General features: G+C 22.8%; 16 protein-coding genes. 14 read left to right on the plus strand and 2 right to left on the minus strand.

Features of this window, described 5'->3' with window-relative positions; genetic code table 4:
• The first annotated feature begins 2 nt into the window (after positions 1-2).
• Genes ACQH25_RS05340 through ACQH25_RS05355 form a run of 4 tightly spaced genes read left to right on the plus strand, consistent with a single transcriptional unit; the run spans position 3 to position 5,849 of the window.
• A complete protein-coding gene (locus ACQH25_RS05340; protein ID WP_425381004.1) occupies positions 3-2,483 on the plus strand; it encodes a hypothetical protein in 2,481 nt (826 codons plus the stop codon).
• 4 nt (positions 2,484-2,487) lie between these two features.
• Complete coding sequence (locus ACQH25_RS05345) at positions 2,488-2,610, plus strand: hypothetical protein (protein WP_425380902.1); 123 nt, start codon at positions 2,488-2,490, stop codon at positions 2,608-2,610.
• Between the two features lie 16 nt (positions 2,611-2,626).
• Positions 2,627-3,874 carry a hypothetical protein gene (locus ACQH25_RS05350; protein ID WP_425381005.1) on the plus strand — a complete coding sequence of 416 codons (1,248 nt, stop codon included), beginning with the start codon at positions 2,627-2,629 and terminating at the stop codon, positions 3,872-3,874.
• On the plus strand, positions 3,819-5,849 hold the full coding sequence (locus tag ACQH25_RS05355; RefSeq protein WP_425381006.1) for a hypothetical protein: 2,031 nt from the start codon (positions 3,819-3,821) through the stop codon (positions 5,847-5,849). Before ACQH25_RS05350 ends, ACQH25_RS05355 begins: the two co-directional genes overlap by 56 nt.
• Here the strand turns inward: ACQH25_RS05355 and ACQH25_RS05360 are convergent.
• On the minus strand, positions 5,846-6,334 hold the full coding sequence (locus ACQH25_RS05360) for a hypothetical protein (RefSeq protein WP_425381007.1): 489 nt from the start codon (positions 6,332-6,334) through the stop codon (positions 5,846-5,848). The genes ACQH25_RS05355 and ACQH25_RS05360 overlap by 4 nt on opposite strands.
• 216 nt (positions 6,335-6,550) lie before the next feature.
• On the minus strand, positions 6,551-8,257 hold the full coding sequence (locus ACQH25_RS05365; protein ID WP_425381008.1) for a hypothetical protein: 1,707 nt from the start codon (positions 8,255-8,257) through the stop codon (positions 6,551-6,553).
• A 68-nt stretch (positions 8,258-8,325) separates the two neighbouring features.
• On the opposite strand from ACQH25_RS05365, the gene ACQH25_RS05370 reads away from it, so the two are divergent.
• The 10 genes from ACQH25_RS05370 to ACQH25_RS05415 all read left to right on the plus strand — a co-directional run bounded on the left by ACQH25_RS05370 (position 8,326) and on the right by ACQH25_RS05415 (position 14,970).
• Complete coding sequence (locus ACQH25_RS05370; RefSeq protein ID WP_425381009.1) at positions 8,326-9,480, plus strand: Mbov_0401 family ICE element transposase-like protein; 1,155 nt, start codon at positions 8,326-8,328, stop codon at positions 9,478-9,480.
• 1,064 nt (positions 9,481-10,544) lie between these two features.
• Entirely contained in the window at positions 10,545-10,706 is a 162-nt protein-coding gene (locus tag ACQH25_RS05375) for a hypothetical protein (RefSeq protein WP_425380732.1), read from the plus strand.
• 193 nt (positions 10,707-10,899) lie between these two features.
• Positions 10,900-11,337, plus strand: coding sequence for a hypothetical protein (locus ACQH25_RS05380; protein WP_425380731.1), 438 nt, complete (start codon positions 10,900-10,902; stop codon positions 11,335-11,337).
• Positions 11,327-11,620 (plus strand): hypothetical protein, encoded by a 294-nt coding sequence (locus tag ACQH25_RS05385; protein WP_425380730.1) that lies wholly within the window; start codon positions 11,327-11,329, stop codon positions 11,618-11,620. Before ACQH25_RS05380 ends, ACQH25_RS05385 begins: the two co-directional genes overlap by 11 nt.
• 229 nt (positions 11,621-11,849) lie before the next feature.
• On the plus strand, positions 11,850-12,104 hold the full coding sequence (locus tag ACQH25_RS05390) for a hypothetical protein (protein ID WP_425380729.1): 255 nt from the start codon (positions 11,850-11,852) through the stop codon (positions 12,102-12,104).
• Positions 12,104-12,340: a hypothetical protein gene (locus tag ACQH25_RS05395; RefSeq protein ID WP_425380728.1), complete on the plus strand. Its 237-nt coding sequence runs from the start codon at positions 12,104-12,106 to the stop codon at positions 12,338-12,340. Before ACQH25_RS05390 ends, ACQH25_RS05395 begins: the two co-directional genes overlap by 1 nt.
• A gap of 11 nt (positions 12,341-12,351) precedes the next feature.
• Complete coding sequence (locus ACQH25_RS05400; protein WP_425381001.1) at positions 12,352-13,167, plus strand: hypothetical protein; 816 nt, start codon at positions 12,352-12,354, stop codon at positions 13,165-13,167.
• Between the two features lie 17 nt (positions 13,168-13,184).
• The gene (locus tag ACQH25_RS05405; RefSeq protein WP_425380726.1) at positions 13,185-13,379 is read left to right on the plus strand and encodes a hypothetical protein; all 195 of its coding nucleotides are present in this window, start codon (positions 13,185-13,187) and stop codon (positions 13,377-13,379) included.
• Between the two features lie 13 nt (positions 13,380-13,392).
• Positions 13,393-13,770: a hypothetical protein gene (locus ACQH25_RS05410; protein ID WP_425380725.1), complete on the plus strand. Its 378-nt coding sequence runs from the start codon at positions 13,393-13,395 to the stop codon at positions 13,768-13,770.
• An 18-nt stretch (positions 13,771-13,788) separates the two neighbouring features.
• Positions 13,789-14,970 (plus strand): hypothetical protein, encoded by a 1,182-nt coding sequence (locus tag ACQH25_RS05415; protein ID WP_425381002.1) that lies wholly within the window; start codon positions 13,789-13,791, stop codon positions 14,968-14,970.
• Positions 14,971-14,981 lie beyond the last annotated feature (11 nt).

The following is a 14,981-nucleotide window of genomic DNA, read 5'->3' on the forward strand; positions in this document are numbered from 1 at the left end:
TTATGATTAATAAACTTTGAACTGATGTCAGTTTAGAAAACTATAATAACTGATATCCATTAACTGGAAAAATTATAGAAACACCACAACAATATATAAATACATGACCTAATGTTAAGGATTGATTTACAACTTTTGCTATTCGTGCTCAAAATGATATTAATGCTTATCTTAATTTTATTTTATCTAAATTTCCTTTTGATAGTTTTAAAGATGAATTAATTAAAGAAACATTAAGAGATATGGTTTATGTTTGTGTTGAACATTGAGTATTTAATCGTACACCAATTGAGTTTAATGTTGATGCTACTATTCAATTTAATAATGGTACATCATTTAGTGCAAATAGTATTCCTAGTATTAATGTTTGAGATTTAGCACCTAGTAGAATGAAAATATGAGCAAGATTAACAGAATTAAAACAAATATTTTCAAGTTATAATAATGATGAAATAGATATTGAAAAAATTGATTTAAAAGCATTCTATACTAGAAATCAAGTTGATGAATTAATTAAAGAACAAAAAGCATTTACATTATCAAAGCAAATGAAATTATATGATGATTTAGTTGATGATAATGAAAATGAAATATATAGGGGTCCTGTTAGTAAGTTTGTTAATAAAGGTTATGTAGCAACTGAATATGATAAAGAAACTGAAACAATGATTTTAGATTGACCTGATGAAATTGGTACATTACCACCAGAAGCATTACAAAATAATCCACAAGTTGGTGATTTTACTCATGCTGCAACTGCTGACTTTTCTGCTAAACAACAAAAAAGAATTACTACCAATGAAAATAATATTAAATTATTAGAAAATAAAGTTGATATTAATAAACAAAATATTGATGATATTAAAAATAATTGATTTAATATTGCAACTAGTCCTTTATGAAAAAAAATGTCTTCTATTATTCCTAGTAATGAATTTGGAAAAATATATTTAGCAATATGGGGTTATAGTTACCAATCCACTACTAATCCAACTGATAATTATATATATAGTAATAAAAAAACTATATTTAGTTTAGGTGGAGAAGTTCAAAGAACAACACAAAAAAGTATTAAATTAGATGAATTAATTGTAAATGATAATGTTAAAATACAATTATTATTTACTCAGGAATGAAATGATATTACTGTAACTTCTAATGATGCTAATTATCAACCTATTTCTGTTGAATTATACCAATATATAGGAAAAGGGACACCAACTGAATTTATAGCAGAAGATAGTACAGAACATGATTATTATACAAAACAAGAAACTAATGAATTATTAGATAAAAAACAAAATATAAATGACGATAATTTACAAACAGTTGCTAAACAAATTGTTCCTGCAATTAATGAAAATAAAGTAAATATAGATAAAAAAATGGATGTAGAACAATTTCCATATGCTTTTGCTGTAAATGCTCTTGGTACTGAAAATCCTAATTTAGAAACTACTGATAAAACTATTGTTGGTGCTATTAATGAAATTAAAGCAAATGGTGGGAATATTGATGAAAATAGAATCTTCAATAATAAAGATGATAAAGATAGTACTACAAGATTAGTTAATGAAATTATTAAAACAAATGTTGGTGGTAAAACTTTAATTTATAGAAATAATCCTAATGTAACAGATGATAAAGATATTCCAGATAAAAAATATGTTGATGATGAAATTATAAAAATAAAAGATTTAATTAAAAAACTTGTTGTATGAAAAACAATAGGTGAGCGAATTGATGATAGAACTTGAAGTAATTTTTCACCTAGTTTAAATGCTCTTTATCGTGTATTTTTAATTACTGAAACAAGTATACCTTTACAAAATGGTTATAAAGAAGTTATCTTTTTTACACCTGCACAAGCAATTGGAACTGGTGCTTATCGTATTACTTCTAGAAAAATAGGTAATAGTGATGCTGTTTTAAATATGATTTATGATAATACAAAATGAACTTTAAAATTAGATGGTGGCGATACTGGTGGAGCAATATATAGGCTTGAAGAATTAAAAGCAGAGGATTTATATGAAATTAAAAGTAATACATTAGAAATAAAATCACCAGAAGTAATAGATATTGAAAAGCCTATAAAAATTGATTCAAAAACTTTATTAACAAAAGAAATTAGAGAAAATGAATGAGAAATAAATTTAAAAGAAAGTCCAACACCAACACCTTATCCAAAATGAAAAGATGTAGCAATATCATTAAGTGGTAATTCTATTCATTCTTATCAATTAAAATCAAATACATTTTATAAAATATTTTATGATTTGAATCCTTTTAGTACGAGTACATTTGGCAAAACTCCAACACAAACAATAGAAATATTTTGACAACCACAAACATCATCAAATTGAGTATGTTTTCTTCCAAGTTTAAAAAGAATTTCATATATTAATATTGTAAATAATAAATTAATAAAATTAATAACTGATCAAGGTTATTTATGAAAATTACAAGAATTACAGGAATAAGATTATGTTTTTTAAAATTTTAAAAATTATTTTAGGTTTAATTGGTTTATTATTATCAGCAGCAACAGCAATTTTAGTTATATTTATTATTGTCAAAATTATGTTAAAAATTAATCAAATATTTTAGAAAGGTGGTGAATATTATGTTAAGTTTCTTTAAAAGAAAAGAAAAAACAAATATTACTGATAATCAAGGTGAAAAATTAAAGTTTTTAACTAATAAAAATAAAAGTACTCATGCTTCTATTTTAAGTTATTTTGGTTTTAATAATTTTAACCATGAAACTTATTTTACTGATTTTGTAGCAGAAAATAACGCTAATTTATATAATGCTCCATTAGATATTAATAATGAAACTATTAAACAATATTTAATTCAACAAGAATTTTATAGAAAAAATTGAAATTCTATTTTTAAATTAAGTAAATTAGGAATTAGTGGTTATTTAATTTATATTGCAAATGATAATTTATATTTTCAAGTAGTTGATATACAACAAAGAGTTTATGATATTACTGGTAAATTAATTCAATGTACTATTTTTTATGATAGTTATGAACAAAATTCACAAACTGTAAGATTATTTGAAGTTTATACATTAAATAATGAACAAGTAACAATTAATCGTGCAATTTATAGTATTAGTGATAATAAAAAACAATTTCCATTAGATTTTAAAACATATATTAATAATCCTAATTTAACACAAGAACAAACATTAAATATTAACTATATACCAATTACAATTATGCGAAATAAAGCAAATGAATTAGCAGATTGTAATAAAGTAATGGATAAAATTAAAGCATTAGATGTTATATTTGAACAAATTGTATTAGATACTATTTTAAACTCACCGAAGTTTATTTTTAGTCAAACTTATGGTAATGTTCAATCTTTAATGGAAGAAGCAGTAAGAACATTAGTTACTAAGAATTATATATTTAAAAGTGCTGGTGATAATAACGAACAAAACGAAAGTGTCAATATGACTAGTAGTAATTTTAAAGGTAAAAATTTAACTGATATATATGACTGATTGGTAAATGAAATATCTAAGCGCTGTGGTATTCATATACCAAGTCAAAAGAAATCTGCACAACAATCAGTACCTGAAAGTACAGCTGTAAATATTTCAACTATTAATTATATTGAACAAAAATTATGACAATTTAATATTGATATTCTTAAATTTATTAAATTGTTAGTAAATTTAGATAAAGATTTATTAAATAGTCAAACATTTAATATTGATGATGAACAAGAAATTAATAATTTAACTGTTAAATTAAAATTATTTAACCCTGAAAATAACCAATTAATAGGAGATAACAATGGAAAACAACAACAAACCACAAACCAAGTTTCCACAGAAACAAAAGCAAACTAAACTTAATCAAGCAGATGTAGAAAATGATTATTTAATTGATAATATTCCTTATGATTTTACTAATATGATGCGTGCTACTAGTGACCCTGATATTAATAGAGCATATGATGAATTTAAAAAAAGAACAATTTATATTTATGAAATTGAGCGTTTATTTAAAAATAATGAAAATAATAGTTTAAAATTTTCAGCAAATACTATTAAAATTGGTTTTATTGATATTGAAAAAGTTTTAAAAACTACTGCTGTTGAAACATCTGACTTTACTATGCAATTAAATCAAAGAGCAAGTACTAATATTAATGATAATACAATTGAATATAGTATGACTGATATTAAAAATTTAATTTTTCAAGAAATAAATTTATTAAATCAATTTAAGTTATATGCAGTTAGTATAAATGAACCATTAACTGAAAATAATATTGATAATTTATATATCATTAATAATTATTCTCAGCCTTATCAAAATCCAAAAACAAGAAGTACTAAAAGTATTACTATTATTAAAATTAAAGATTTTAAAACAAGAGATGGTTATCCAATCATTATTAAATTACAAAAACCATTAGATAAAGATACCAAAGTTATTGGTTTAAAAATTAAAGCACCTAGAAGCATGATTTTCGGCAATATAAAGGTACTTGGTGAAGTTGACAATATGGAAGTATACCCAAAGTTATTTGTTAAAGATAAGATAGCATTTCCGCTGTTATCAATGCCTATTGAAACTCAACCAAAAGTTAGAATATTACAACAATGATTTAGCGAACAAATATTACCTTGAAATTTAGCAAAGCAATTTATAGGACAAGAAAAATCAGTTTTAGATTTAATTGCTATTGGTGGTGGAACTGAAACAAGAAAAGAAATTATTAATAATGCAAGAGTTACATATACTAAATTAGGTTATAAAGTTACTAAGAGTGCACAATTATGACCATTAAATGAAGAAAAAGAATTAAAAGATAATGAAGTATGGCATTTGCCTTGAACAACAGCTGATTGAGTTTTAAATATTGCTACAACAAATAAATTTCATGATGTTGAAATAGAAATAAAAGATAGACCACCAATTGATAGTTTACAAAAAGTATTATTAGATATGTTAACTTATACATATACATATAATAGAAACTTTGATGGGGCAAGTTTAGACCCAACGAAAAAACCAAATGAATTAGATAAATTAAGAGCAAAATTTGAAGGACAAAAACCTGATGAAGTAATTACTAATTTATTCAAACAATGAAAATTAGATTATCCAAATTATATAAATTTACCACAAGTTCAGATTTTTAAACAACTAGTCATCATGTTATCAAGTAATATTTATTCAACAATGTCAATTAATAAAGGTTTAAATGATGATAATAAAATTTTATTACCCTATTATTTTGAATTAAAATCAAATCCTATACATAGTAATTCTGATGAAGTTTGAGAATTTAAAGATGCAAAAGTAATGTTAAAATCAGCATATTTTGACTTTACAGATATGAATAACATTAAACTAAAAAATAATGATATTAGTCAAAATGAATTATTTAAACTTGATGATAATCAATTCAACTGATTATCTATTACAAATGAATTAGAAAGTAACAATATACCGTCATTAATTCCTGCTGATTGAACATTAGGTAATGGTGAATATGGAAAATACTTTACAAAAGCAATTATTAGTAATAATAAAATTGAAAATGCATTAAATTTATATGGTTCAAATAAATCTCAATTACTTTCTAAATTAGAATTTTATAAAGAAATTTCACAAATTGATAATAATAGTGAATTTGAATTACAAATTAAAAATCCGATTAATAACTTAAATCGGATTGAAATTAGTGGTATATTTGGTTCTGGAAATTATGATTTAATTTTAATAACTGATAAACAAGAAATAAATCTAACTAATATTAATTTATTTGATAAATATAATGAAAATATTTCTTATATTAATTTAGAAATTTAATTATCAAAATATCCATAGGGATAATTACCATCTCATTTTTTATCATTCTTATTAGCTGGTTTAATTGCAAAATATAAATCTATTTTATAATGGTCACTTCTCGGACTTTGTCATATAGAAGCCCCCCCCCAATGCGCATTATAATCGTGGTCTAAAAAATAACTCAAATCATTAGTTTTATGATGTGATATTGAACCAATTATTAAACCTGTTACTCCACTTACTGCACCAATTAGTGCTAATGCTAATGTTATTTTACTTAAATTTGTTTTTATTCATGTTTTCATGATAAATTTCTCCTTTTTTATTTTGTTATTTTTTCTTAATTTTTCACAAGTTTTTAATCATTTTGGTAATAATTCATGTTCTAAATTAATTGTATGATTTTCACAAAGAAAAAGACTAAATGTTGTTGATTTTAATTCTAATAATATAATATTTGTTCATTTTTTATTACAATTTTTATTTTGGCAAATAACGTTCATTTTGTAAAATCTCTTTTAAAGATTTTAATTTATTCATAACTTTTAATTCTTTTTCTTTATTCATCATAATTTACTCCTTATTTCTTAACATCTTATTGTTTAATTGTACTTATTTTTTATTATTTTTACAAGTATACTTTTAAACGCAAAATAACGCCTAAATAAAAGGTGTTTATTTTGTGAGACCTATACTATTAATTTTATGTCACTTGTTTATTATATGGCAAATGTGAAGATGCTTTTTTTCACAGTAGCATTATTTTTACCACGAATTACGTTTTTATATGGATATAGTGCATAAAACAGAGCATCATAAGGATCTTGGTACATATTTTTATCTGGAATGTTAGTTTTTGTTTGGTCATATCTTAACTCTTCTAAACATTGAGTAGTTTTTGGTAAATCATCTTTATTTGCATAAAAGTTTCCATAACTCATAATATTTCTCATTCAAACTACGCGATTAGTTAATCCTGCTTCTTGATTTAGATTTGAAGCATGTTTAATAGCAGTTTGTGTTATTAAAATAGTATTATGTTCATCTATTAATTTTTGATTTAATCAATCCATTGCTGTTCGTGCTTTATCATCATAAAAGTAAACCGTTTGTTCAAAATTTTCAAAATTATCAATTAACCCTAAAATTTCATTAGCATAAGCATTAATCTTTTCATTTTCATTAATAAAGTCATTTGGTGTAACTACTAATTCACAAATAATATAAGCGTCATAATAACCAGTATTATTATATTCTTTAAATCCAACTACCATAAATACAGTATGGTCTTTATGACCAGTTGCTCAATCAATACCAATACTATAAAAATCAAATTTATATATATCTTTTTCTTGATTATAAAATTGTTTTAAATCATATGTTTGTCAATATTTTAATGTTTTTTGAAATGGGAAAATTGTAGCATCACTATCTAAAAATTCAAAACCATAAAAAACAGTATTAAATTCATCGGGATTACTTTTTTTCATTTCTATTAATGTTCTTTTTTGAATTTCTGGTAATTTATTTCAAAACGGTTGAATAGTAAATCTTAAAATAAATAAACCTAAACCACTAAACACTTCTTTATTTTCATAATAAACTTTACCAACTTTTTTAAGATTATCCATAGTTTTATCATTTAATGGTAAAAATGGTGTACAGTACTTTAAATAAAATGGGTGATATTTATCGTATGGATTACATGTAAAAGTAATAAAAAAACTTTTATAAAAATAACGAGTAATCTTTTGTCCAAAAGTAGAACTATATATATTTTTATCAATAAATGTTCAACTTCATTCTTTAATTGGTTCATTTGATACTTTAATACGATTACTTCTAAACATAGAATTTTGTAAGCGTTCATAGCGATATGTTAATTGCTTTTCTGTCAACGTTTCTTTTTCTTCTGCCATAATTATTTCATCTGTACGTGAACCTAAAAAACTTGACCCACCTGCTTCTTTTCCAAAAATTTTATTACCATTAGCATAACCAATAAAATCAATTTGTTGATTATTAGGAAAAATAATACACCCACCATCCTTAGTAATTTTTCATTTAATATCATGGGAATTATTAGGTAATAAATTAATATCATATATATCTAATAAAACTTGACAAACATTCATTAAAGCACCAATAGTGGTTTCACTATGAGTATTTTCATATCGTCTTACTTCTTGTACACTACTATCATTAAAATTACAGCATATAAATAAATCAAATGCTAAACAGTTTCAAGTTTTTCTTGTTCCCCGTGCTGTTGGTATAAAACGATAAAAACAATTAGTAGTAAAATATTCTGCTCATTCATCACCAACAAATGCTTTAAAAATATCTCAACTAAAACCATAATTATTATCACTAAAATTAAGGTCATATTTTTTATTTAATTGTGCATAACTACTAATGAATGGCATATTTACTCCTTAGTTAACATATATAAGTTAAAATTTAATTATTAATAAATTTAGAAAGGAAATAAAGAATGTTATTTTTTCAAAATCATTTTAATTGAGAACAACATTATTTTAATCAAGATGAATTAAATTTAAAACAAACACAAGAATTGTTTAAACAAATAGATGATAAATTATGAAATGAATGTGATAAATCTATATATAAACCATGTAAATTTAGAAAAAGAAAATTAAAAACAAAAAAAGGCCTATTAACTTATAAGCGACGTATTTGTACATATTATAACAAAAAAATACAAAAAATTGAATATGTGTCATTACTAGATATATATCTTGGTGTTAAAAAGTATAGTAAATTAGCACCCGATGTTATTAAACAAATTTTAAAATATTTTACTGACGGAAAAAGGTATCGTGATGTTTGTGATACTTTTATAGAAGACTTAATAAGTAATAGTGCTGTTTTTAGAACATATCAAAAATTTCAATTACAAAAAATAAAAATTCCTAAAATCAAATTAAAACCAAACCAAACTTTATATATAAATATTGATGATGGACATAGAAAATTTAAGTTTAATGATAACCATAATAGTAAAAAATGTAAAAAATGTTCTATGAGATTAATAATATTTTGCATTGGTAAAAAGAAAAATGGCAAATTAATTAATAAAAGAGCTGCATGTAAAATAAGATTATCAAAAACAAAAATTGGTGCATATAAAACTGCACAATTAATTCAAAAATATGGTAGATTATATTATGAAAATTTTGACCAAGCAAATTTAATAATTTGTGGTGATAGTGCAAAATGAATTAGAAAAACTGCTGAAATTTTAAATGCTAAATTTATTTTAGATAAATTTCATGCTTTTCATGTTTTATTTCTTGGAATTATGGCAGGAAGAAGAAAAAATAAAATTGCTAAACTACATTATGAATATGCACAAAATTTATTTTCAAAAGGTCAATATTATGAATTAATTGATTTTTTAAATTCATTAATATTAAAATATCCAAAATTAAAAGTTGGTTATTTCATTAATGCAAAAGATGGCGTATTAAATCAAGCATTAGTTGAAAATATTGGTTGTTTTACTGAAACTAATATTAAACAAATTTTAAAACATATGATTGGAAGTAGAACCTATAATATTGATATGTATTCAAAAATGGTTAATTTTAAATGCTATCAAATAAATACAGAAATACAGTTATTATAAAAAAATCCCTAATTAAAGGGATTTGCCTAAGAGACCACGTACTTAACATACGCTTAGTAATCAAAGGGTATACGGTTTATCTTAAAGGACTTTAATTTATTATAACATACTTAAAAACTTATTAAAAATTATTTTAATAAGAATTTTTGAATTATAAAACTAAGCATTATTGTTGACTTATGTTTTACAAGTGTTAAGATTAATATACAATTGCATATAAAGTCTAAATTATTCTCGTCTAACTTTATAATTTAAAGACAATTAATGAATATTATAGACAACATCGTTATGCTCCCTCTTTGGGAGCTTAGCGAAGATGTCTATAACTAATATTTTTGTGTAAATATCTCCTTTCCTTTTTAAATCCTTAAATTAAAATAAATGACAAAAGACGAGAATAAAAATCTTGTCTTTTTTTGTAATTGTAAAATTTTAAAATTTTTATTATTAACACGCTTTAAATATCTACTACATGCAGTGACCAAGTAGGAGAAAGTTAATAATTAATAACCTTCTTTAACACTATTATCAACACGTGTTAGGGAACTAAAACAGTGAACTACACCACAGTTGTTAAAAATAGTAGCTAAAACATGTGGACTTGCATGGATAAATAAAAAGTGGAGTGATACCTAATAAATTATACTAACCATTAAATGGTAATTCTTGGGGTGGGAGCGAATTAGTAATTAGTATATATAGACCTGTTGTAGGGACCTATTATATTAATTCTATTTTTTATTTAACCAACCTTGCCACTCCCCTAGTGAGCGAGTGTTGGTTTTATTTTTTATTTTTTTTAAAATTTTTTGGGCGAGAAAATAAATTTAAAACTTGTAAAAAAAATTAAGCGGTGCCGGTTCAATTAAAATATTAATTTGTTAAACGCAAATTAAATAAATATTGAATCGAATGCCTTAATGTTTTTTAAAATTTTACAATTTATTTTTGAGCCCATTTTTCTAAGAAAAATAATATTAATAGTATTAATAAATAAAAAAAACAAAAATATATGCCATTTATGCTAAAAGCAAACAGGGCATATTTAAAGGATAAAATTAATTATGAAAACAAAAAATATTAAAACTCATGAAATAAAGAAAGAAAAATTTATTGATAAAATTTATAATAATAAATTTGCTTTAACTACTATTGTTGTAATATCTACAATAGTTTTAATGATAACTGTTGCTCTTTTAATTGCTGCATTTACTGTATGAAAATAATATTACTAAGAATATTTTAATTCATAATGAAAAAATATTTTTGTTGAACATGTAAACAATATAAATTAGATTATCTATTTTTTAATACTAATGATATTAAAACAAGAAAATATTTTTTAAGAGATAAAAACGGTAAAGCAATTTGTTATGACTGTATTTTAAATATTAGATTAAGTAGGGGATATAAAAAATAATGCAATATGAATTAATTATTGGTATTGACCCAGCAGGAATAGGTAGTAATGGAATTATTATATATTCAAATGAAACTAATAATATTATTTTTAATGAAACATTTAAAGCAGAAACTGTTTTAGAAAGTAAAAATTTGTTTAAAGAATACTTTTTAACGATTAAACAAGAGTTTAATAATAAAAAAATATTAGTTATTGTAGAAAATTTCTTTTTAAGTGCAAAACAATTATTAACTAATCCATTAGCAACTCCTAAAATTATTGGTGCATTAATGGTGTTAGTACAAGATGTTATGAATTGAGATTATTTAGAAAACCATCCAAAAAATAAAAACAAAATAGAAAATTATAAAGGAAATATAAAATTAACAAAACATGAAGAAGATGCATATAAACATATTCAATATTGTTTAAGGAATTTTAAAAATGAAAGATAAATCAAATTATGTGAAATTAACAGTAAAACTGAGTAACACTATTGAAGCAAAACATTATGAAAAAGGTAATAAAGAATTATATTATAGTGTTCGTGGACAATGAAATGGATTAAACTATGTTACTTTAATTTTTAATAACCCAAAATTTTATAAACGATGTATTTTATTAAACAAAAATGATGAAATTATAGTAAGTGGTCAAATCTTTAATACTTTAAATATTCCTAAAAATCGTGCATTTTGTTCAATTAATGTTAAATGATTTAAAAAATGAAAAGAGTAAAAATGAAGAAATGTAAATATTGTAATAAAAGAATTTGATTAAGTAAAAATTGATGTTTGAAATGTTTAGAAAAAATAGTTAATAATTTAACTAAAAATAAGGAGAATAATAATGAATAAAGAAAAATTAATTAACTATATTAAAAAATCACAAAAAGAATATGAGAATACATAAATAGACTTATTATTAGATATTTTAGTTCAAAAAATAAGAAGTGGTGAGTTTGATAATGAATAAAGACCAAAAAATTATTAATGAATATAATAAAAAACGTAATAAAGAGATAACAGAAGAACATTTGAATAATATAAAAAAAATAAGAGAAGAGTTTAAACAAAAAGTAATCAATAAATATAATGAAAAATTAATTATTTGGTTAAATAAACAAATTAGTATTTGTTTATGTGATTCATTAAAAGAAGCAGGTAAACTTACTGCTTATTATAAAGTAATTGAGTTTATAGAAAATGGAGAATTTCATTAATGATTATATTACCTACTTTATTTGGTGATAAAGATGAAATTGAAATATTATCACCATTTCCCAAAGCAATTCATACAAGTAATGATATTAGAGCAATTATTTTAAGACAATATCCTAATGTTAAATCAAAACACATCATTGTTTCTGACCCTGAAAGTGATGTTGCATTAATAGTTGGTGATAATGATGTTTATCAAGGTTGAATTAAAGTAACAATTAAAAAATTAGAAAATTAAAGGAGATTAAAATGCCAAATATAGAAAATCATTCAAATTATACTTTAACTAAATTAATAAGAACGGGAATTAGTCCTATTTGTGCAATGATTGGTACAAGTGCATATTATGGGCAAGTAATAGCAAATCCAATATTAGGAAGTATTAATTCTTTATTATTTGGTAAAAAATTAGGTTTAGATATCTGAAACTTGAACCAAAAACCAACTACTAAAACTAAATTAATTAATAGTAGTAAAAAAATATTATTAGGATTAGGAACAATGGGTTTAGCAAATTATAGTAAATGAACTGAAAATAATATTAATCCTATTATTCCAACAACACCAATTCCAACTACTACGGAAGGACCGCCATGATTATTATTAGATAAACAAGAAAATCAGTCATTAATTGATTGAGATACTTATATTTCATTAAATGCTTATGGTATCGCCAATGTTATTAATGGTTTAACTGAGTTAATACCTAATAAATTTGCAATGATACAAAAAATAGCAAATATGGCAACTGGTGGTTGTTTAATTAGTAGTGGTGTTGCGATGGGGATTAATAATGATTTTAATAATGCTTATGCAATACCTACTATTATTGCAGGAATAAGTGAAATTATTCATAATTTATTACCTATGGAAACAAATCATAGTATAGAAATGCAAGAAACTTCCTTTACAAATGAAACAACAAGATTAATTAATGATGATAGATTTACTATTAATAGTGAAACAAGTAGTCAATATGGCAGTCATAATTCTAATGTTTCATTAGATTGAGATGATACAGCTAATAATGCTTTACAACGTAGTAATAGTAATCTTACTTTATAAAAAAATGAAAGGAAAATATGGAAATGCAAGAATTTTTAAAAGCACTTGAAACAATTGGAATAAGTACAGGTATATTAATTTGTCGAGAAATTATTGTTTTATTAAAAAGATTTATTACAACTCCAAAACATGTTAGAGCAAATAATAAAATTATAAAACATCAAAAAAAATTAGCAAAACTTAATGAAAAAATTAATAAAGAAATTAAATAATGGGGTACTGTAAATGTTAGAAAATGAAAATAATGTTCAACAAGCAACTGAACCTTTAATTAAAAATAATGATTCTTCACAAGAAATAGAAAATAAAGTTAATGAAGCAGAAAATAAGTTAAATAAATTAAATAACGAAATTAAGGAAAAAGAAATAATTAATATATTTAAAAAATATCAAGTTAAAAGTGAATTTTATGATTATTTAAAATTTAAAACTAATAATATAGAAAATTCAAAAATAGAAGAAGCTATTAAAAAAATGATTAAAGAACAACCAGTATTTAAAGAAATAATAAATACAGGTGGTAAACAACAAACAATAATAACAAATCAACCAAGTTCAATAAAAAGTACTTTATTGGATTATAAAAAGAAAAATAATTTATAACAGAAAGGAAATGAAAAAATGTCAGTACCATTCAATCAAAATTTAGATAATACCGAAAAATTAGTAGAAGCACCAGAGTTTATAGAATTTTATAAACAATCAAATTCACCATGAGCAAGTTTTTTTCCTATTGAAATGGTTAATTCTACAAAAATTGAATTTATAGTTAAAAAACCAAAAAATTCAGAAATTAAAGTATTAAAATGAAATGATAAAAGTAAAGGATTAGATGTTAGTTATGCTGAAACTATTAAAATTTTAAAAGAAATTAAACAAGAAGCAGTTGCAGGTGAAATAATTGCTAATGTTGATTTAAACGCTGAAAATGGACAAAATTTATTAAATACAATGCAATATGAAGTAGCAAATGATTTAGCAGATTATTTAGCAAATAATGATACAACTGTAATTGCAAAATATGCAACTAGATTAGATATTACTGATACAACACCAGTAGGCTATTTAAAATCAATGTTATCTGCTTGAAATACTTTATTTCAATTAAGAAATAGTAATAATTGTCAATTTTTTATTACTAATAATTTATATGATAGTTTAGTTTATTTAGCTGATAATAAAGGTTTAATTACTGATAATCAAATAGCACAACAATTAAGATTAAATGGAACAAATTTATATATCAAAGGTGTATTATGTCAAATTGTAATGGATGACTATATGACTTTTACTGATAATAATGAAACTAAAATTATGTCTTTTGTCTTAGCAACACCAAGAGCAATGAAAAGATATATGTTACAAAATACAGTTGTATATGTACAAGACATAAATGATGGTAAAGTTGGAAGAAGATATTTAGTTGGTGGAGAATTAACTGGTGAAGCAATACCTTATATAACAGATGAAGAAAAAACTTCACGTTGAATGTTATGTGGAATTATTAATACTGATAAAATTGATTTAAAAACTAAAATTACAAGTTTAACAACAAATATTACTGCAAATGTTAATAAAAATAATAATGAATTAGATACAGAAATAAAAAGTACTAATGAACTTAAATCATTAAATCCAAATTTAATAAATCCAAATATTAAATATTTTAGTGATGTCCAAGGAAAAACTAATGTAAGTAATCAAAAACAAAAAGTAGGTGACTTGTATATAACTATTACTGCCAATGTTAATGATATAAATTATAAAGGGTCAACAAATCCAATTAAAATAACTCTTAAATAAAGGAAATTAAT

Source organism: Spiroplasma endosymbiont of Polydrusus pterygomalis (genome assembly GCF_964030825.1).
Lineage (GTDB): Bacteria > Bacillota_I > Bacilli_A > Mycoplasmatales > VBWQ01 > Spiroplasma_E.